Genomic DNA, 19,715 nt, shown 5'->3' with positions numbered 1-19,715 from the left:
AGGCCAGAAAAACACGGAAGAGCCCGAAAAACGCGCTTTGTAGCCAATCTGTGCGAACGTCCGCGCGGCAAATCGGTCCGAATCGCGTTCCGGCTCGTCGTCCGCACTTGCGGCACCCGTATAATAAGCGCCCCATGAATCTATTCCGAGCCCTGCTGACGGTCAGCGGCTTCACGCTGCTGTCGCGCGTGACCGGACTGGCCCGTGAAACGCTGATCGCCCGTGCGTTCGGCGCCAGTCAATACACTGACGCGTTCTACGTCGCCTTTCGCATTCCCAACCTGCTGCGCCGCATTTCCGCCGAAGGCGCGTTCTCGCAGGCCTTCGTGCCGATCCTCGCCGAGTTCAAGAACCAGCAAGGCCACGACGCCACCAAGGCGCTCGTCGACGCGACCTCGACCGTGCTCGCGTGGGCGCTCGCCGTGCTGTCGGTGATCGGCGTGCTCGGCGCGTCGGGCGTGGTGTTCGTCGTCGCGTCGGGCCTCGCGCACGAGGGCCACGCGTACGATCTCGCGGTCGCGATGACGCGCATCATGTTCCCGTACATCATTTTCATCTCGCTGACGTCGCTCGCGTCGGGCGTGCTGAATACGTACAAGAACTTCTCGCTGCCCGCGTTCGCGCCGGTGCTGCTGAATATCGCGTTCATCGCCGCGGCGGTGTTCGTCGCGCCGCGTCTGCAAACGCCGGTCTATGCGCTCGCGTGGGCGGTGATCGTCGGCGGCGTGCTGCAGTTCGTCGTGCAGTTGCCGGGCCTGAAGAAGATCGACATGGTGCCGCGCATCGGCCTGAACCCGCTGCGCGCGCTCGCGCATCGCGGCGTGAAGCGGGTGCTCTCGAAGATGGTGCCCGCGATGTTCGCGGTGTCGGTCGCGCAGATCAGCCTCATCATCAACACGAACATCGCGTCGCACATCGGCCCCGGCGCGGTGTCGTGGATCAATTACGCCGACCGGCTCATGGAGTTTCCGACCGCGCTGCTCGGCGTCGCGCTCGGCACGATTTTGCTGCCGAGTCTCTCGAAGGCGCATGTCGACGCCGATCCGCACGAGTATTCGTCGCTGCTCGACTGGGGCCTGCGTGTGACCTTCCTGCTCGCGGCGCCGAGCGCGGTTGCGCTGTTCTTCTTCGCGCAGCCGCTGACCGCCGTGCTGTTCAACTACGGCAAGTTCGACGGCAACTCGGTCGTGATGGTGAGCCGCGCGCTGTCCGCGTACGGTGTCGGCCTGATCGGCCTGATCCTGATCAAGATTCTCGCGCCAGGCTTCTATGCGAAGCAGGACATCAAGACGCCGGTGAAGATCGGCATCGGCGTGCTGATCGTCACGCAGTTGAGCAACTACGTATTCGTGCCGGTGTTCGCGCATGCGGGTCTGACGCTGAGCGTCGGGCTCGGTGCCTGCGTGAACGCGTTGCTGCTGTTCTTTGGTCTGCGCAAGCGCGGCATTTATATGCCGTCGAGCGGCTGGCTCAAATTCTTCGTGCAACTGCTCGGCGCGTGCCTCGTCCTTGCCGGGGTGATGCACTGGCTCGCGATCAGCTTCGACTGGATCGCGATGCATAGCCAGCCGGTCGATCGCATCGTGCTGCTCGGCGCATGTCTCGTGCTGTTTGCCGCGCTATATTTCGGTATGCTTTGGCTGATGGGCTTCAAGTACGCGTATTTCAAAAGGCGAGTGAAGTGATCACGATGACGCGGGTTCTCGATTATTTCAGTACGCTCGTCGCCGAGGACGAAAGCCTGCCGCTGACCGAGGCGGCGCTCTCGCTCGGGCAGGACGCCTATCCCGACCTCGATCTGCAGGCGGTGCTTGCCGAAATCGACGAACTGGTGCTGCGTCTGCGCCGCCGCATGCCGGACGACGCCGATATCCGCCAGAAGGTCGGTGTGCTGAACCGGTTCTTTTTTCGCGAACTTGGCTTCGCGAGCAACCTCAACGATTACTACGACCCCGACAACAGCCACCTGAACGTCGTGCTGAAGCGGCGCCGCGGCATTCCGATTTCACTGGCGGTGCTGTATCTGGAGATGGCCGAACAGGTTGGCATTCCAGTGCGCGGCGTGTCGTTTCCGGGCCACTTCCTGCTGCGCGTGACCACCCCCGACGGCGACGTGATGCTCGACCCCACCACCGGCCATTCGCTGTCCGAGGCGCAGATGGTGGAGATGCTGGAGCCGTACGTGGCTTCGGCCGGCGATTCGATCGGCCGCGCGCTGCGTATGTTGCTGCAGCCGGCCACGCGCCGCGAGATCATCGCGCGGATGCTGCGCAATCTGAAAGCGGTCTATTTGCAGACCGAGCGCTGGCAGCGGTTGCTCGCGGTGCAGCAGCGCCTCGTGATCCTGTTGCCGGACAATATCGAGGAAGTGCGTGATCGTGGCTTCGCGTATGCGCGGCTCGATTATCTGCGTCCCGCGCTCGAAGACCTCGAAAGCTATCTCGGTGACCGGCCCGATGCGGAAGATGCGACGGTGGTCGAGTCGCAACTGCATGAACTGCGTCAGCGCGCGCGGCATGACAACGGCGAGTAGCCGCGCGCAGCTTCGTTTTTAGTTTCGTTTTTTTGTCTGCATAAAAAGGAACGCCTGCACATGAGTCATGTGCAGGCGTTTTTTTCGCTCCGTGCCGCATGTGCCGCGCGATGCGCTCCCGGCACGGCGAGTCAGGCGGCCATCACTTCGGCTGCATGCGGATCGCGCCGTCCAGACGGATCACTTCGCCATTCAACATCGGATTGTCGAAGATCTGCTTGGCGAGCATCGCGTATTCCGCCGGTTTGCCGAGGCGCGGGGGGAACGGCACCATCGCACCGAGCGCGTCCTGCACTTCCTGCGGCATGCCGAGCAGCATCGGCGTTTCGAAGATGCCAGGGGCGATCGTCATGACGCGGATCGCGTTGCGCGACAGGTCGCGCGCGATCGGCAGCGTCATGCCGACCACGCCGCCCTTCGACGCCGAGTAGGCGGCCTGGCCGATCTGGCCGTCGTACGCGGCGACCGACGCGGTGTTGATGATGACGCCACGCTCGCCATGCGCGTTCGGTTCGTTCTTCGACATCGCCGTCGCGGCGAGCCGGATCATGTTGAACGTGCCGATCAGATTGATCGAGATCGTGCGCGCGAACAGATCGAGCGGATGCGGGCCGTCTTTGCCGACCGTTTTCGCAGCCGGCGCGACACCCGCGCAATTGACGAGACCACGCAGCGTGCCGAGCTTCGTCGCGGCTTCGACGGCCTGCGTCGCGTCTTCTTCGCGGCTCACGTCGCATTTGACGAACACGCCGCCGAGTTCCTTCGCGAGCGCTTCGCCCGCGTCGAGATTGAGGTCGGCGAGCACGACCTTGCCGCCGTTTTCAGCGATCAGGCGCGCGGTGGCGGCGCCCAGACCCGATGCACCGCCGGTGATCAGGAACACGTTGTCGCGAATCTCCATGTCTTCTCCTTTGCTACGGTTATTCAGTGCTGTCTCGTTCGAATCCATGTTCGACGATCGATTGTAATGACTGTGCTGCGATGCGGAAAGCGCAGCGGTTGGCGTTGCGGCTCATGAGGCAGACCGCGGTGCAAGCGCACCGGGACGGAAAGCAACTCATTCTCGCCGCGTGCCGCCTTTGCTCGATAACGTTCCGTGGCGTCCCGATCAATGCGCGCCAATGAAAAACCCGCCAGCGCGGGCGGGTTTTTCATCAAACGCGAATAACGGACAACGCGCGCTTACTTGAGCGCGTCGAACGCGCGGGCGCGAATTTCCTCGACACTGCCAAGGCCCGAAATACGGCGGTATTGCGGTGCCTTCAGTTGGCTCGACGCGTCGCCGTTCTTCGCCCAGTTGTTGTAGTAGTCGATCAGCGGCTTGGTTTGCGACTCGTACACTTCGAGGCGCTTCTTGACCGTTTCTTCCTTGTCGTCGTCGCGCTGGATCAGCGGTTCGCCGGTCACATCGTCACGGCCTTCGACTTTCGGCGGATTGAACTTGACGTGATACGTGCGGCCCGACGCCGGGTGCGAGCGGCGGCCGCTCATGCGCGTGATGATCTCGTCGAACGGCACGTCGATCTCCAGCACATAGTCGATCGCGACGTCGGCCTGTTTCATCGCCTCGGCTTGCGGAATGGTGCGCGGAAAGCCGTCGAACAGATAGCCGCTCGCGCAGTCCGGCTGCTGCAGACGCTCTTTCACGAGGTTGATGATGAGCTCGTCCGTGACCAGCTCGCCCGCGTCCATGAAGCGCTTCGCCTCGAGGCCGAGCGGCGTGCCTGCCTTGACGGCCGCGCGCAGCATGTCGCCCGTGGAAATTTGCGGAATGCCGAATTTTTCCTTGATGAAGTTTGCCTGAGTGCCCTTGCCGGCGCCCGGTGCACCTAACAGGATCAAACGCATGTGATATCTCCAGATCTATGTGAATTCTTTGGTGACGCGGCAACTACCCCGGCGACTCCGACTCTCCGAAGAGCCCGCGTCGGCTGCCGTTTCATGTTTCGCGCTGCACGTCGGAAACGACGGCGCTGCAAAACGTCAACGGTGCGACCGGGACAACCCTGGGTGTCGCCTGTCATGGGAGGCGTGCATAGCCGCCCGATTATGCCACGGCTTCCCGCGCTCAAGACCCGAATAAAGCCCGTACACGGGCGAGATCGGCGGGTGTGTCGACCCCGGGCAACGGTACGTCCTGCGTGACGAGCACGGCGATGCGTTCGCCATGCCACATCGCGCGAAGCTGTTCGAGCGCTTCGACCTGCTCGATCGGCGAGATGGCGAGACTCGGGTACGTGCGCAGGAATTTCGCGCGATACGCATAGAGGCCGATATGCCGGTACACGATGGCGGGTGCGGGCGGCGCGGGCATCGACGCGACGTTGGGCCAGTGCGGCTGCCACGCGTCGCGTGCCCAGGGGATCGGCGCGCGCGAGAAATACAACGCGACGCCGCGCGCATCGGGCACGACCTTGACGACGTTCGGATTGAAAATTTCGGCGGGATCGGTAATCGGATGCGCGGCGGTAGCGATCACGCAGCCGCCCGTTGCCGCGAGATGCGAGGCGACGCCGCGCACGAGCGCCGGGTCGATCAGCGGCTCGTCGCCCTGCACGTTGACGACGATCGTCTCGTCGCTCCAGCCGAAGCGCGTCGCGACTTCCGCGAGACGGTCCGTGCCCGATGGATGATCGGCGCGCGTGAGCACTGCGTCGAAGCCGTGGTCATGTGCCGCGTCGAGCACTTCCTGCGCGTCCGAGGCGATCAGCACCTGCTGTGCGCCCGATTCGCGTGCGCGCTCCGCGACCCGCACCACCATCGGCTTGCCGCCGATGTCCGCGAGCGGCTTGTTGGGCAGACGCGTCGACGCGAGGCGGGCCGGCACGACGGCGATGAACGGCTGAGTGGCAGTGGCGTGGGTCATCGGATGAAAGACGGCGGATAAAGGCGGCGGATGACGGGAGGGACTTGCGCGAGACCGCGCGCATCACGGCTTCGCGCTGCCGGACAGCTTCAGGCGACCGAACCCGGGTTCAGATCGACCGGCGTGCCTTCAACGGTCTGCCGTGCTTCGTCGACCAGCATCACGGGGATGCCGTCGCGAATCGGATAGGCGAGCTTGTCCGCGTTGCAGATCAGCTCCTGCGCGGCGCGGTCGTAGCTGAGCGGGCCCTTGCAGATCGGGCAGACGAGGATTTCAAGCAGGCGAGCGTCCACGGACTTTCTCCACAACTAATGCAGTGAGGCGATGATCGAGCGCGGCTTCGACCGGGACTACCCAGATGCGCGCATCGTGCCAGGCCCCCAATTTTACCGCATCCTTTTCCGTTATCAGGATCGCATCGGCGTCCACATCGGTGAACGGATTGCGCTCGAAGGCGTAGTGATCGGGCAGCGCGCGGGTCGCGGGCGTGAGGCCGGCGGCGCGCAGCGTCGCGAAAAAGCGCTCCGGCGCACCGATGCCGGCCGCGGCCAGCACGCGCTGACCGGCGAATTGCGCGAGCGGGCGGCGCAGCGCGGGATTGTCGAGATGCCACGCGTCGGCAGGCGCGAGTTGCAGCGCGAACGTGTTCGGCCACGCGGGCAGCGTGCGCGCATACGGATCGTTGATGAGCGTCGCGTCGCGGCGGCGCGAGAGCGGCTCGCGCAATGGCCCGGCGGGCAGCAGGAAGCCGTTGCCGCCGAGCCGGTGATCGAATACGACGAGTTCGACGTCGCGCGCGAGGCGGTAGTGCTGCAGGCCATCGTCGCTGACGATCACGTCGATGTCGCGGTGCGCGGCGCACAGCGCCTGAGCGGCCGCGACGCGATCCGGACAGACCCACACCGGCGCGCCGGTGCGGCGTGCGATCAGCAGCGGTTCGTCGCCGCCTACGCTTGCCGGAGAATCGGGTGTGACCGGCGTCGGCGTGCTCACGCGCGCGCCGTAGCCGCGCGACACGATACCCGGCGCGAAGCCCGCGGCGCGCAACGCTTCGACGAGCGCGATCACGGTCGGCGTTTTGCCGGTGCCGCCGACCGTCACGTTGCCGACCACGACCACCGGCACACCGATGCGCACCGACTTCAACCAGCCGAACGAGAAGGCCGCGCGGCGCGCGGCCGCGATCGCGCCGAACACGCACGCGAGCGGCGTCAGCGCCCACGCGAGCGGTCCGCGTCGTTGCCACTCGCGAGCGAGGCGCGCTTCGAGACGATCGTTGAGTGTGCTCATGGGCGGGTTGCGGGCATGGGCTGCGCGCCGTGCGCCGGACGAGGGCGGCGCGGCATCGTGAAGGCGTCATGCGCAATGCGCGGGGTCAGCATCAACGCGGTTCTCCGGGCAATCGTGTGGTGAGGCGAAAAATGACGCGGCGGCAAGGGCCGCGCTTGCCGGACAGCGTGCCGCAACGGCCCGCTTCGCGGCGTTAGCGGCATGTCCGGCATGCCGTGCAACCCGCCACTCTAGCGCGCGGGCGTCCCGCCCGGCAAGTCGCGTAGCGCCTGCCTACGTTTTCCGGCGACATCCACAGCCTGTGGATAACTTTGTGGAGAACCTACCCCTCAATCGCCCGAAAGGGCCGTTCCGCGCGCTCTGGATCGGTGCGCTACGTTCTTGTCGAGATATAAACGCCATATAAATCAATGGCATGCTTCGAATTCATCAGCGCTGGCGGGCGTTCTGGCGGAATTCGTCAGGTGGTTCCCGCCATGTGGACACTTTTAACAATCATGCCGTGACGCTGGACGCCGATGGCCGGTCGGTCTATCGTCTGTCCGGCCAGTCCTACTTATTCCTCGCATGAATCCCGAAAGCCCTTTTTCTTCGCCGGCGACGCCCGGTGGTGAAGTCGTCGTTCCCGTTTCCGCGCTCAATCGCGCGATCGGCTCGATGCTCGAACGCTCGTTTCCGCTCGTCTGGGTCGCAGGCGAGGTGTCGAACTTCACGCGCGCCGCGAGCGGTCATTGGTATTTCTCGATCAAGGACGCGCAGGCGCAGATGCGCTGTGTGATGTTTCGCGGCCGTGCGCAATACGCCGAATTCATGCCGCGCGAAGGCGACCGCATCGAAGTGCGCGCGCTCGTCACGATGTACGAGCCGCGCGGCGAGCTGCAACTGAACGTGGAGGCCGTGCGCCGCACCGGTCAGGGGCGTCTCTACGAGGCGTTTCTGCGGCTGAAGGCGCAGCTCGAAGCCGAAGGCCTGTTTGCCGCCGAGCGCAAGCGCGCGTTGCCGGCGCATCCGCGCGCCATCGGCATCGTCACGTCGCTGCAGGCGGCCGCGCTGCGCGACGTGCTGACCACGCTGTCGCGCCGCGCGCCGCATATTCCCGTGATCGTTTATCCGGCGCCCGTGCAGGGCGCGGGCGTGAGCGCGAAGCTCGCCGCGATGGTCGAGGCCGCTGGCGCGCGGCGCGAGGTCGACGTGCTGATCGTGTGCCGCGGCGGCGGCTCGATTGAGGACCTGTGGGCCTTCAACGAAGAAGTGCTCGCGCGCGCGATCGCGGAGAGCGCGATTCCGGTGGTGAGCGGCGTCGGTCACGAAACTGATTTCACGATTGCCGATTTCGCCGCCGACGTGCGCGCACCGACGCCGACCGGCGCCGCCGAACTCGTGAGCCCGCAGCGCGTGCTGCTGCTGCGCGAACTCGATCACCGGCACGCGACACTCGCACGCGCGTTCGGCCGCATGATGGAGCGGCGCGCGCAGCAACTCGACTGGCTTTCGCGCCGGCTCGTGTCGCCGGCCGAGCGTCTCGCGCGGCAACGCATGCATCTGCAGCAACTGAGCGCGCGGCTCGCCTCGGCGGGCTCGCGTCCGGTGCGCGACGCGCGAGCGCGGTTTTCGCTGTTGCAGATGCGCTGGCAGCGCTGGCGTCCGGATCTCGCTTCCGGGCGCGCGCGGCTCGACAATTCCGCGCAACGTCTGAACACGGCATGGTTACACCAGTATGAACGTCGGGTTGCGCGTATCGGCACGCTGGCCGGGCGGCTCGAAGTGCTGAGCCCGCAGCGCACGCTCGAGCGCGGTTATGCCGCCGTGCTCGACGCGCAGAGCGGCCGTGCAGTCCGCTCTCCCTCGTCACTGAAACCGGGACGGCGCCTGACGATGCATCTCGCCGAAGGCTCGGCCGACATCGCGCTCGCCGACGTGCAGGCGCGTCTCACCGACGGTTTCTGACGTTGGTGCACCGAACGACACGCGCGTGTCCGCGTGTGTCGCGTGTGTCGCGTGTGTCTTTAGGCAAGCCAGGCACGCGCCGTGCGACCCCGCTTTGACGGCTTTATACGCGGCATCTTTGCCATACTGGGCATAAAGTCCGTTGGTTTGCGGGGTTATTCCAACTCGCCTACAATCGAGTGCTCGATAGCGTCATCCGCAGACTCCCCACAACAGATACAGAGAAGGAAAGCACCATGGAACATACGCTCCCGCCGCTGCCGTTCGCGAAAAACGCGCTCGTCCCGCACATGTCGGAAGAGACGCTCGAGTTTCACTACGGCAAGCATCACCAGACCTATGTGACCAACCTGAACAATCTGATCAAGGGCACGGAGTTCGAAAACCTGTCGCTGGAAGAGATCGTCAAGAAGTCGTCGGGCGGCGTGTTCAACAACTCGGCTCAGGTGTGGAATCACACGTTCTTCTGGAACAGCCTGTCGCCGCAAGGTGGCGGTGCGCCGAGCGGCAAGCTCGCCGACGCGATCAACGCGAAGTGGGGTTCGTTCGACAAGTTCAAGGAAGAATTCGCCAAGACCGCGGTTGGCACGTTCGGCTCGGGCTGGGCATGGCTCGTGAAGAAGGCGGACGGTTCGCTCGACCTCGTGTCGACGAGCAACGCAGCGACGCCGCTCACCACCGACGCAAAGCCGCTGCTGACGATCGACGTGTGGGAACACGCTTACTACATCGACTATCGCAATGCGCGTCCGAAGTTCGTCGAAGCGTACTGGAACATCGTCAACTGGGAATTCGCGGCGAAGAATTTCGCGTGAGACACGCGGGTTACCGTGTGATCTCGCGGCATGACGCGATGAGGTCCGGGTAGCCTGAACCGACTGTCGCGGTTGCGACGGCAACGGTAGCGAAAAACGAAAGCCCTCCTGTGTGAGGGCTTTCTGTTTTTGTGGGGCCGGGCTTTGGGCTCACGTCACAGGTTTGGATTCCGCTTTGAGGTTCGAGGGCTGCTTCCGGCATCATCGGCGCGTGTCTTTCCGATGAGTTCCAGCCGAAAGATTGTCACAGTTGGTAACTGCGGCCCTGTGCGCACGACGCGGGGCAGAGGCGATGAGCCGGCGCGTTTTGCGGTCATTTGCCAGGCGCTGGCTAACTGCTCTCCCTGCTCCTTACCTTAGGCTTCCTAGCCGCTCGAGTCGGAGTCGCTCGACATCTGCCGATGCCGGCCCCCCCGGCCGCCGCCGCCTGACGGCTTCACTGAACTGGCGGGTGCGAGCGGCGGTGGAGGGTGGTTGATGTACTGGAAGTTCTGGGCGATCGCGGCACTCGGATAGCTCGTAGCCGGTTGCTGGAGCACGTCGCTTGGCGCGGCCGCAGTAGACTGCGCGAACACGGGCGCCGCACAGGCGACGCAAGCCGCGCTCGCGGCGAGAATGAGCGGGTTCATTGAGGCATCCTTCGTTTCAATAATATGGGCCGACCGCATGGCTGCGCGAGCGCGCGGCGGGGATAGTCTGGCGCGAGTTTAGGCCGCGTTTCCCGTAATTTGATTGCCAGCTCATTTACAAGCATTACCCGATATAACGCGCGCGATCGCCACTTTTTGCGCTGCGCGCGCTCAGCCAGGCGCGGTACGGCGAAAAACTTTCTGTAACGAACCGGTAACCACGGAATTCATCGGTTAGCCTAACGTTTAAATTCCAATTTCCTGAAGTGCACTACCATGATTTCGAACAACAAATCGATCAGCCTCGCCATTCCGGCGGTCGTCATCGCACTCGCGCTTGGCGGTTGTGCAGTGGTGCCACCGAGCGGTCCGAGCGTAGTCGCGCTGCCGCATAGCGGCGAACCGCTCGCGCAGTTCCAGCAGAATGACTACGCTTGCCGCGACTACGCGAACCGCTCGACCAATCCGTCCGGCGCGGCGCAGGCGGCCACCACGAACAGCGTGAATAGCGCGGCACTGGGCACGCTCGGCGGCGCGGCGGTCGGCGCGCTGATCGGTGCGGCGGCGGGCAATGCCGGTGCGGGCGCGGCCATCGGCGCGGGCAGCGGTCTCCTGATCGGCGGCGCGAACGGTGCGAATGGCGCCGAGTATTCGGCGGCCGGTCTACAGGCGCGCTACGACGCGGCCTACGCTCAATGCATGACCTCGAAGGGCGACACGATCGCGCAGCCGCAGCCTTACTATGCCGCGCCGCAACCGGTGTACGTGGCGCCTCGGCCCTATTACGCGCCGCCGCCGGTCATGTATGCGCCTTATCCGTACTACTGAGCCGCCGGGTGGCCACTGCCAATCCTCTGGAGGTTCGGGTGGAGTGTCCGGGCATTGACGGATGATCCGCCGCGCCTGTGAGTACAACGGTCAGTCGTTGTAACGGTTCTGTTATGTCTGGCGGATAGGCGCGAAACGATGGCGGCAAGCTCACTGGCAACGGGCGCCGGTGTGGGAGCGACAAACGGAGTAGCGGTGTTTGGGTTGTTATGAGGTTGTCGCGGTGTGCTTACTCCGTGCCGTCCGTTTTATTTGCCACTGTCGTTTTACGCGGGCGACGACCGCGCGACGCTGTCTTGCGAGTTGCCTTCTGCGCCACAGGGGCTTCGTCTTCACCGACCGGTGATGCAGGGGCCTCGGCTGGCGCGGCGATTTCAGGCGCTTCATCGATCGCTCGCGGTGCGCTCTTCTTCACTTTCTTTGCGGCCGTTTTTCGCGATGTGCGCTTTTTGGCGTTTTGGGCACGCTCGGCCTGTTCGCCCTCTGTTTCCTCGGCGGTTTCCTGGCCGGCGACCGGCTCCGTGCCCGCGCGCTCCGATGCTACCTGGGGCACTTCGGGCAGTGCTGCCACGAACTCGTTTGCTGACGGCACCTGTTCACGCGTCTCGTCCTCCTGAGTCTGCTCGCTGGCTACCTGCTCGGCGACTGCTGGCTCGACGGCCGCGGATTCCTCAAAGGCAACTTCGTGTTGGCCGCGGCCTGCCTTGCGTCTGTTTCGATCTTTTCGACGCGATTCGTGCTTGGCGCCCGGCTCGCCAGTGGCAGCTTCCACGGCCTGTGCCTTATGCGAGTGTTCAGCCGACTCCGTTTCAACAGGCTCATTCACGGTTTCGCCGGCGACATTCGCTGCTGTGCTTCGATATACATACGCACCTGATTTCTCGTCGCGGCCGAATTCGAGCAGTCCTCGTGCCTGCGCTTCTTCCAGCAGATTGCCGAAAGCGCGAAAACCGTAGTACGTCTCGTTGAAGTCCGGTTTGCGCCGTTTGATTGCGTTTTTCAGCACGGACGCCCAGATCTTGCCGCTATCGCCCCGTTCGGAAGCGAGCGCGTCGAACGTTTGCACCGCAATTTCAACCGCCTTGCTGCGGCGTTTTTCCAGATCTTCCTTAGGCCGGGCCTTGTCCTCGTCGGGTGCACGTTTGGCGGTTTGCTGAGTGCCTTGTTGCTGGCGCGACGATTCACGCCTGACGACCGAGCGCTGACTTTCGCGCACGAGATCGTCGTAAAAGAAGAACTCGTCGCAATTGGCAATCAGCAGATCCGACGTGGACTGCTGCACACCCACGCCGATCACCTGCTTGGCGTTCTCGCGCAGTTTCGACACCAGCGGAGAAAAATCCGAATCGCCGCTGATAATGACGAACGTATTGACGTGCGATTTCGTGTAGCAGAGATCGAGGGCGTCGACCACGAGCCGGATGTCGGCGGAATTCTTGCCCGACTGGCGCACGTGCGGAATCTCGATCAACTCGAAATTGGCTTCGTGCATCGCTCCTTTGAAGCTCTTGTAGCGGTCCCAGTCGCAATAGGCTTTTTTGACGACAATGCTGCCCTTGAGTAGCAGGCGTTCGAGTACCAGCTTGATGTCGAATTTGTCGTACTTCGCGTCACGCACGCCCAGTGCGACATTTTCGAAGTCGCAAAATAGCGCCATGCTGACGTTTTCGTTGGATGACGCCATGTATCTCTCCACTGAAGCGATCGTCGAAGTCGACGAATCGCGACATGATAGCGATTCCAGCGAAAGTGGGCAGCTTTTGTGGTCTGATGCGCACGCACGGGCATGAAGTAATCCGGCCTGAAATGCCACAAGTCGTTTCCGCTACATGTTCCCGTTGCGAATGGCGCCGCCTGGCCCCGCGCGAGTTTCCAGTACTTCGTCGATTAATCCATAGTCTCTTGCTTCGAGCGCCGACATGAAGTTGTCGCGGTCGGTATCGCGCGAGATTTCCTCGATGCTGCGGCCAGTGCGTTCAGCCGTTATTGCATTGAGACGCGCTCGTGAATACAGCACCTCCTTCGCCTGGATTTCGATGTCCGCCGCGGTGCCCTGGCCGCCGCCGGACGGTTGGTGAATCATGATGCGCGCGTTCGGCAGCGCATACCGTTTGCCGCGTTGGCCCGCGGTGAGCAGGAAGGTGCCCATGCTCGCCGCGAAACCAGTGCACAAGGTCGAGACCTCGGGTTTGATGAATTGCATGGTGTCGTAAATCGCGAGGCCGTCGTACACCGAGCCGCCCGGCGAATTGATGTAAAAAGAAATATCCTTGTCAGGGTTCTCGGATTCCAGAAAGAGCAGTTGCGCGACGATCAGACTGGCCGACTGCTCGTTCACCGGCCCGACCAGAAACACGATGCGCTCGCGCAGCAAACGGGAGTAAATGTCGTACGCACGCTCGCCACGGCTGGACTGTTCGATCACGGTAGGCACGAGGCCCAGACCGGAGACGGATGGGTAGCTGGAATGCATAGGTTCCTCGTTACGAGTGCGCGGCACGGGCAGGTGGCACGGGTGTTACCAGGTGCTCGGGTGGCGCCGGGTCAGAAACCGCGCGCGCCCCGCGCTGGTTGTTGCTCATTTGACGAAGTCGCGGCCAGCCGTGTGACAGGAATTTTTTTTCGTCTCGCTGTCACATCCCCGATTGCTCGCGCGTCAAACTGAAGGAATGCCGACGCTGGCGAGCGCCCGCGCAATGTCGCAAGCTCGCTTTTTCACTACACACGATCTGGAGGTCTACGCATGACGGAACAGGGAATCGACAAGGCATCCAGTTTCGAGGCGGCGCGCGCCCGTCTACTGGCGCTCGCGTACAGGATGCTGGGCAGCCGGGCGGAAGCGGAAGACGTGGTGCAGGACGCCTGGCTCAAATGGCATCTGGCCGATACGCGGGCCGTGCAAACACCGGCCGCGTGGCTTACCACCCTGACCACGCGCATGGCGATCGACCGTTTCCGGCAGGCGCAGCGTGAGCGCGCGTCGCAGGCCACCGGCTGGTTACCGGAGCCTTGGCTTGACGAGGTTGCGCCATCTGCTGAGGAATTGGCGTTGCGCACGGCGGATATGTCATACGGTGTGATGCTGCTGCTCGAACGTTTGAAGCCCGAGGAACGCGCTGCGTTCGTACTGCATGAAGCCTTCGATTGCGATTATGCGGAGATCGCCTCGATTCTCGAGCGCACGCCGGCCGCTTGCAGGCAGATCGTCCATCGGGCCAAGGCGCGTTTGCAGCTGGCCGGTGCGCCGTTGAAGCGGCCCGATCCGGCGGTGCATGGGCGGATCGTCGAGCGTTTGCGCGCGGCGCTGGAAACGCAGGACCGGGCGGGTCTGCTACAGCTCTTTAGCGGCGCGCCGGAAGTGATGAGCGACGCGCCCTTGTGCGGTCCCCAGAATGCGGCTCTGCAAGTACCGCTGAGCGAGCCCGTCCCCGTGGCCGCATCCGAACCGCTGCACACAGGCGAACCGGTGGCTGTGGGCTGGGTGGACGCAATAACCTCGCTCGCGCAACAGGCGACCCATGCCGAAGTGGTGTCCATGCAGGGGGATGTGTGCCTCGCGCTGTTCTGCGAAGGCGACGTCGTTGGGGTGATCGACGTGCTGACGGACGGCACAACGGATAGTTCGGCGAAGATCGTCGCGTTGCGCATCGTGACCAGCGCCGCGCGTTTGGAGGCCGCTAACCGCATGCTGGGCCGAGCGGCGGTCAAGGAACTGCTCGCACGGATCCAGCATCGCCCGGGCGCCTCAACTGCGGTGAGCCGCGACTTCCCAATTGATGTCTACGCATAGCACCTGTGTGCCGTGTGGCGTATGGGCAGCAATCGAGGCAGTGACGCACAGGTGTGCTTCGTTGATCGACAGATAGGGTGGCGTCAGATGCACCTGACCGGGCTGACGCATCGCCTGAATAAAGTACGGACGGCGCTCCCAGCTCGCGCCTTCCGAATGCAGCAGCGGGTGGAAGCGCTTGGCGCGTTGCGACGTGCGCCCCGGTGGCAGCACGTTGTCGCCGATCTGCCGGCCCGAGCCGTCCAGCACGAAACAGCGAGCCGTTTCGCCAAGTGCGAGCAGCGGTGCAGTGGCCTCGGTGACGGATTCCCCGGCAACCAGTTGCGCGGCGGCTGTCTCCAGGGCGGCGACATAAGGCGCGAGCCTTGCGGATTGGGCTTTCTCACGTGTCGCGACCCGTTCGCGCAGCGCCGCGGAGAGCGAATCCATGAGGTCGGCCGCAACTTGCGGCTTGACCGGTTCGACGCTCGGGCCCGCGAAAAAGGCGCCTTGGACGAAGTCGACGTTGCATTCAAGCGCGATCAGCGCGTCACGCTCGGTGCTCAGTCCGCCCATCAGCACGAGTTGTCCCGACTCATGCAGCAGCGAGACGAGACCCGGCAGCACGCGCTCGATATGCGAGTGTTCGCTGGCTTGCGCGAGGATGCAGCGGTCGAGTGTCACGATGTCCGGCCGCAGATTCCACACGCGGTCGATATTCGAATGCTTCGCACCGAAGCCGTCGAGTGCGATCAGGAAACCGGATTTGCGCAACGCGTCGATGATTTCGGTGAAGCGCGTGGTTTCGCCGCCCGCCTGCTCGGATACTTCGAGCACCACGCGCTGCGGCGGCAGACCGAGTGCCTTCAGGCTGGCAAGCAGCGCGTCGCCGTAACTGGTGTCCATCAGCGCAGCCGGATGCAGGCTCAGGAAAAGCCATTCGTCGTGGCTGTCGAACGCGTTGAAGTTGCCGAGGTGCAGCGATTCGGCCAGTCGCCCGAGTTCCAGCAGGTCGCCGCGTCGGGCGGCCTGTGTGAAAACCTCGTGCGAGGGCACGTGCTGCGCATTTTCGTCGTGGGCGCGCAACGATGCGTGATACCCGATCGCACGCCGGTGCGACACCGAGAAAACCGGCTGAAACACGCTGAAGACGGTGTACCCGCCATACAGGACGGTACGCCGGGAGCCTTCGTCGCCGGCCATCGGGCGTGGTGGCTGAAAACCGGGAGGATCGAGTTCGATCATGCTCATCATGTCAGTCGTGTGAAAGTGGCGGCGCTTGCCGGATCGGCACGAGTTTGCCCGCGCAGATCAAAAGTTTACAGGATAGGCGAGCAAGAACTATGCGCGTGCGCAAACGCCACCTGAGTGTCCATCAGCCATGCTCTGATACGGCAATTGTGCGCCCGCTAAAGCGTGAAGGCGATGATTCGCACTTCGCTGGTGCGGCGCACGCCCTGTTGCAGGTCGGCGGCGCTCTTCAGTGGCACTCGCGGCAAGCTGCGCCGGAACGCGCTCCGCTTGCCCATCGCTATCGTTCCGGGTCTCATGTCCGTTCCGAAGGATCGGTTTTTTTCGCGGGCGTGCGGATGTCCGGCGACAGTTGCGCGAAGATCCACGACGAGCACGCGGTAATGATCCCGACGCACAGGAACGTCGCATGAAACGCGGGCAGCGAATTGGCGGCGGTCACGCGTTGCATGAGGCCGGTAAAGGTCGTCAGCAAGGCACCGGCCACGGTTACGCCAAGGCTCATCGAGAGCATCTGTACCAGCGAAAACAGGCTGTTGCCGCTGCTCGCGCCACCGGTGCCGAGGTCCTTCAATGTCAATGTGTTCATCGCGGTGAACTGCATCGAGTTCACGCCGCCGAACACCGCGAGTTGCACGAGCCGCAGCCACAACGGTTGATTCGTGCTGGTGAGGGCAAAGCTCGCCATCATCAGGCCGACCAGAATCGTGTTGGCCATCAGCACGCTTCGGTAGCTGTACTTGACGATCAATTTCGTGACGAGGCGCTTGGATGCCATGCCCGCCGCCGCGACGGGCAGCATCATCAGGCCGGCTTCGAAGGCGCTATAGCCGAGACTCACCTGCAGCAGCAGGGGAATCAGATAGGGCATCGAGCCGCTGCCGATTCGTGCGAACAGATTGCCGAGCAGGCCGACACTGAAAGTGTGGATCTTGAAGAGGTCGAGCGGGAAGATCGGCGACGGCTCGCGCACCGCGTGCAGACCATAGGCGACGAAGCAGGCGAGACTCAGAATCAGCAGCACCAGTACCGTTGCGTGCTGAATGCCGAATTCGCTGCGGCCGTCGAGCGCGAACGAAATCGCCACCATGCCTACAACCAGAAACAGGTAGCCCGTTATATCGAACTTGCCGGTGTTTTCGTTGCGGCTATCCGGCATGAAGATAAACGTGGCGATGCAGCCCACTACGCCGACCGGCACGTTGATCAGAAAGATCCAGTGCCACGACGCGATCTTGACGAGCCAGCCGCCGAGCGTTGGGCCGATCAGCGGTCCGATCAGGCCCGGAATCGCCACGAACGACAAAGCCGGCAGATAGCGTTCCGCCGGAAAGGTGCGCAGCACCGCGAGTCGCCCTACCGGCAGCAGCATGGCGCCGCCCACGCCTTGCAGAACGCGGAAGATCACCAACTGATTCAGCGTGTGCGAGTTCGCGCACAGCAACGAGCCGACTGCGAACACGAGGATCGCACTGAAGAACACGCGCCGCGTGCCGAGCTTGTCGGCAAGCCAGCCGGACACGGGGATCATCACCGCCATCGTCAGCGAATAGGCAATCACCACCGATTGCATGCGCAGCGGCAGCTCGCCGAGACTTGTCGCCATCGCGGGGAGCGCGGTGTTGACGATGGTCGAGTCGAGCGTCTGCATGAAGAAGCCGGTGGCGACGAGCCACAGCATCACGGTGAGAGAACGGGGCGAGGGGCCCGAGGGAGTGGGGGTGTCTGGGGCGAGGGCGGGCGGCGTCGGCGTCGTGGACATGGAGGGCGGCTGGGCGCGCAGGGGCGGGCTGGGAGTCGCTATTCTAGGGAAAAGCGCGGCCTGGCGCAGCGTCCCGTGACGGGCGGCGCGCGAGGCGGCGGTCTGCCCGACCCGTCTTCACGCGTCCGGCGCCAGCTTCGCTGCCGCGTGGAAAAACGCCCGCGCGCGCGGATCGTTCCCGAATGCCACGTGAATCCGGGTCCACGGACTCGGTTCCTGATTCGGCCGGAAGTAATGGCCCGGCGCGACCGTTACACCGAGCGGCGTGCCGCATTCCACCAGCCGCCTGGCATCGGCCACATGTGCCACGCGTGCCCATACGAACTTGCCGCCCGCCGGCTTCTCGAAAATTTCCCAGCCGGCGTCTTCGAGCGTCTGGATGGTCGAGCCGAGCGCATCACGCATCTGGCGGCGCAGACGTTCCAGGTATTTGTGATACGCGCCGCGCTCCAGCATCGACACCGCTACCGCTTCGGCAAAGCGCGAGCCGCCGATGCTCGTCAGCATCTTGATATCGACCAGGTCCTTGATGAGCGCGTGACCCGCCACCACGCAGCCGATCCGTAGCGACGACGACAACGTCTTCGACAGTCCGCCAATGTAAATGACCTGCTCGAGCTGATCGAGCGTGGCAAGGCGGTCGCTGATATCGGCCTGGAGGTCGGCGTAGATGTCGTCTTCGATAATCGAGAAGCGGTGCTCGCGCGCCATTTGCAGGAGCCGGAAGGCGACCTGCGGCGCGACCGTGGTGCCGGTCGGATTGTGGAACACGGTATTGATCAGCAACAGTTTGGGCCGGTGCAGCTTGAGCTGCTCCGCCATCACGTCGAGGTCGGGACCGTTGTGGATGCGTGGAATGCCGATCAGCCGCACGCCATGCAGCTTCAGCAGGCCGTACAGGTTGTAATAGCCGGGGTCTTCGACAAAGATCGTGTCGCCGGCCTTCAGCATGTAGCGCATCAGCAGATCGAACGCCTGGCTCGCGCCGTTGGTGATGAGAATTTGCGACGCATCCGCCTGGATGCCCAACTGCGCGATGCGCACACGCAGATGCTCACGCAGGACCGGGTTGCCGAGCGGCGTCGCGTAATCGACCATGCTCGAGGGGTCGGTGCGCGACACGTGGCGGATCGCCTGGGCGATGCCATCCATGTCGCGCCAGCTTTCCGGAATAAAGCCGTTGCCGAGCCTGAGCATTTCGCCCGGATGACTGAACTGCTGGAGCAGATGGTCCGATTCGTCCTCGGCGCGGCGCGGGTCCGACGCGCCTGCGCAGAGCGAGCCCGCCGGCTGGCGATCGGCGACATAGAAGCCGGAGCCGCGCCGCGAGTCGACATAGCCGAGCGATACCAGCCGGTCATAAGCCTCGATCACCGGAAAGCGGCTCACGCCGAACTCGGCTGCGAACTGGCGGATCGACGGCAGCTTCGAGCCGGGGTGCGCGTTGCGCGAGCGGATCCACGCGGTGACACCCGAGACGATCTGTTCGGTGAGCGGCACGCCGTTGTCGCGATCGAGCTGGATTTCGAGCTTCATACGGTTGCTTTCCTCTGTTGGCCGCCGAGGTGAAGATGGGCGGCTCGCGTCGCGCCAGTCAGGCTAACTGTTCGGTTTTTCGACTGAACAGTTCCGATGAAAGTGTTCGGAACTGTGCATGGGTTTCCGATCATCGCACGTCAATAATCGCTACAACAGGAAAGTTCTTCAAGGAGAGCGGCGATGCGTGAAGTCCGGATTTTTGAACTGGAACATGGCGAGCCCGCGGCGGCCTGGCGTGTCGCGCGTCCGTCGATTTTCAAGGTGATCTCAGGCGAGGCCTGGCTGACCCTCGAGGGCGAGCACGAAGATCATTGGCTCGCGACGGGCGAGTCGATCGAATTGCCGCGCGGCTCGGTGGCGTGGATCAGCGCGGGGCAGGCGGGGGCGCGTTTTGCGCTGGCAAGCGGCTCGCAGCGCGCAACGCCGAAACCCCTTTCCGGGTGGCCGATGCTGGGCTGGCTGGCGCGCCGTCCCAGTGTGGTCTGA

At 63.8% G+C, this 19,715-nt stretch carries 18 protein-coding genes; 7 read left to right on the top strand and 11 right to left on the bottom strand.

What is annotated here, in order from left to right:
• Positions 1-134 precede the first annotated feature (134 nt).
• Both murJ and B9Z01_RS32245 read left to right on the top strand, forming a co-directional pair.
• Positions 135-1,685, top strand: a complete 1,551-nt coding sequence (gene murJ, locus B9Z01_RS32250) for a murein biosynthesis integral membrane protein MurJ (protein WP_085489597.1) — start codon at positions 135-137, stop codon at positions 1,683-1,685.
• 5 nt (positions 1,686-1,690) lie between these two features.
• Entirely contained in the window at positions 1,691-2,533 is an 843-nt protein-coding gene (locus B9Z01_RS32245; protein ID WP_085489641.1) for a SirB1 family protein, read from the top strand.
• Between the two features lie 142 nt (positions 2,534-2,675).
• On the opposite strand, the gene B9Z01_RS32240 is transcribed toward B9Z01_RS32245, so the two are convergent.
• The 5 genes from B9Z01_RS32240 to lpxK form a co-directional block, all read right to left on the bottom strand.
• A complete protein-coding gene (locus tag B9Z01_RS32240; RefSeq protein ID WP_085489596.1) occupies positions 2,676-3,434 on the bottom strand; it encodes a 3-hydroxyacyl-CoA dehydrogenase in 759 nt (252 codons plus the stop codon).
• A 281-nt stretch (positions 3,435-3,715) separates the two neighbouring features.
• Positions 3,716-4,381 carry an adenylate kinase gene (gene adk, locus B9Z01_RS32235; protein WP_085489595.1) on the bottom strand — a complete coding sequence of 222 codons (666 nt, stop codon included), beginning with the start codon at positions 4,379-4,381 and terminating at the stop codon, positions 3,716-3,718.
• Positions 4,382-4,601: 220 nt separating this feature from the next.
• Complete coding sequence (gene kdsB, locus B9Z01_RS32230; protein WP_085489594.1) at positions 4,602-5,399, bottom strand: 3-deoxy-manno-octulosonate cytidylyltransferase; 798 nt, start codon at positions 5,397-5,399, stop codon at positions 4,602-4,604.
• An 89-nt stretch (positions 5,400-5,488) separates the two neighbouring features.
• Positions 5,489-5,692: a Trm112 family protein gene (locus tag B9Z01_RS32225; RefSeq protein WP_007180583.1), complete on the bottom strand. Its 204-nt coding sequence runs from the start codon at positions 5,690-5,692 to the stop codon at positions 5,489-5,491.
• Positions 5,673-6,689, bottom strand: a complete 1,017-nt coding sequence (gene lpxK, locus B9Z01_RS32220; protein WP_085489593.1) for a tetraacyldisaccharide 4'-kinase — start codon at positions 6,687-6,689, stop codon at positions 5,673-5,675. The genes B9Z01_RS32225 and lpxK overlap by 20 nt, the downstream gene beginning before the upstream one ends.
• Before the next feature lie 567 nt (positions 6,690-7,256).
• On the opposite strand from lpxK, the gene xseA reads away from it, so the two are divergent.
• Both xseA and sodB read left to right on the top strand, forming a co-directional pair.
• Positions 7,257-8,636 (top strand): exodeoxyribonuclease VII large subunit, encoded by a 1,380-nt coding sequence (gene xseA / locus B9Z01_RS32215; protein ID WP_085489592.1) that lies wholly within the window; start codon positions 7,257-7,259, stop codon positions 8,634-8,636.
• Positions 8,637-8,872: 236 nt separating this feature from the next.
• On the top strand, positions 8,873-9,451 hold the full coding sequence (gene sodB, locus B9Z01_RS32210; protein ID WP_085489591.1) for a superoxide dismutase [Fe]: 579 nt from the start codon (positions 8,873-8,875) through the stop codon (positions 9,449-9,451).
• A gap of 365 nt (positions 9,452-9,816) precedes the next feature.
• On the opposite strand, the gene B9Z01_RS32205 is transcribed toward sodB, so the two are convergent.
• On the bottom strand, positions 9,817-10,080 hold the full coding sequence (locus tag B9Z01_RS32205; RefSeq protein ID WP_085489590.1) for a hypothetical protein: 264 nt from the start codon (positions 10,078-10,080) through the stop codon (positions 9,817-9,819).
• A gap of 276 nt (positions 10,081-10,356) precedes the next feature.
• Between B9Z01_RS32205 and B9Z01_RS32200 the strand changes: the two genes are divergently transcribed.
• A complete protein-coding gene (locus B9Z01_RS32200) occupies positions 10,357-10,908 on the top strand; it encodes a glycine zipper family protein (RefSeq protein ID WP_085489589.1) in 552 nt (183 codons plus the stop codon).
• A 229-nt stretch (positions 10,909-11,137) separates the two neighbouring features.
• Here the strand turns inward: B9Z01_RS32200 and B9Z01_RS32195 are convergent, their stop codons facing one another.
• On the bottom strand, positions 11,138-12,592 hold the full coding sequence (locus B9Z01_RS32195) for an NYN domain-containing protein (RefSeq protein WP_085489588.1): 1,455 nt from the start codon (positions 12,590-12,592) through the stop codon (positions 11,138-11,140).
• Positions 12,593-12,733: 141 nt separating this feature from the next.
• The gene (gene clpP, locus B9Z01_RS32190; protein ID WP_085489587.1) at positions 12,734-13,381 is read right to left on the bottom strand and encodes an ATP-dependent Clp endopeptidase proteolytic subunit ClpP; all 648 of its coding nucleotides are present in this window, start codon (positions 13,379-13,381) and stop codon (positions 12,734-12,736) included.
• A 270-nt stretch (positions 13,382-13,651) separates the two neighbouring features.
• Here clpP and B9Z01_RS32185 point away from each other — a divergent pair, with 270 nt between their 5' ends.
• Positions 13,652-14,698, top strand: a complete 1,047-nt coding sequence (locus B9Z01_RS32185) for a sigma-70 family RNA polymerase sigma factor (RefSeq protein ID WP_085489586.1) — start codon at positions 13,652-13,654, stop codon at positions 14,696-14,698.
• On the opposite strand, the gene B9Z01_RS32180 is transcribed toward B9Z01_RS32185, so the two are convergent.
• The 3 genes from B9Z01_RS32180 to B9Z01_RS32170 all read right to left on the bottom strand — a co-directional run bounded on the left by B9Z01_RS32180 (position 14,654) and on the right by B9Z01_RS32170 (position 19,226).
• Positions 14,654-15,928, bottom strand: coding sequence for an EAL domain-containing protein (locus B9Z01_RS32180; protein WP_085489640.1), 1,275 nt, complete (start codon positions 15,926-15,928; stop codon positions 14,654-14,656). The two genes, B9Z01_RS32185 and B9Z01_RS32180, sit on opposite strands and share 45 nt — an antisense overlap.
• Positions 15,929-16,223: 295 nt before the next feature.
• On the bottom strand, positions 16,224-17,690 hold the full coding sequence (gene mdtD / locus B9Z01_RS32175; protein WP_085489585.1) for a multidrug transporter subunit MdtD: 1,467 nt from the start codon (positions 17,688-17,690) through the stop codon (positions 16,224-16,226).
• A 117-nt stretch (positions 17,691-17,807) separates the two neighbouring features.
• Positions 17,808-19,226, bottom strand: a complete 1,419-nt coding sequence (locus B9Z01_RS32170; protein ID WP_085489584.1) for an aminotransferase-like domain-containing protein — start codon at positions 19,224-19,226, stop codon at positions 17,808-17,810.
• A 183-nt stretch (positions 19,227-19,409) separates the two neighbouring features.
• On the opposite strand from B9Z01_RS32170, the gene B9Z01_RS32165 reads away from it, so the two are divergent.
• Positions 19,410-19,715: a DUF2917 domain-containing protein gene (locus B9Z01_RS32165; RefSeq protein ID WP_085489583.1), complete on the top strand. Its 306-nt coding sequence runs from the start codon at positions 19,410-19,412 to the stop codon at positions 19,713-19,715.

It is taken from the genome of Paraburkholderia susongensis (assembly GCF_900177725.1).
Classification (GTDB): domain Bacteria; phylum Pseudomonadota; class Gammaproteobacteria; order Burkholderiales; family Burkholderiaceae; genus Paraburkholderia; species Paraburkholderia susongensis.
This window is presented reverse-complemented; position numbering and strand designations above follow the sequence as displayed.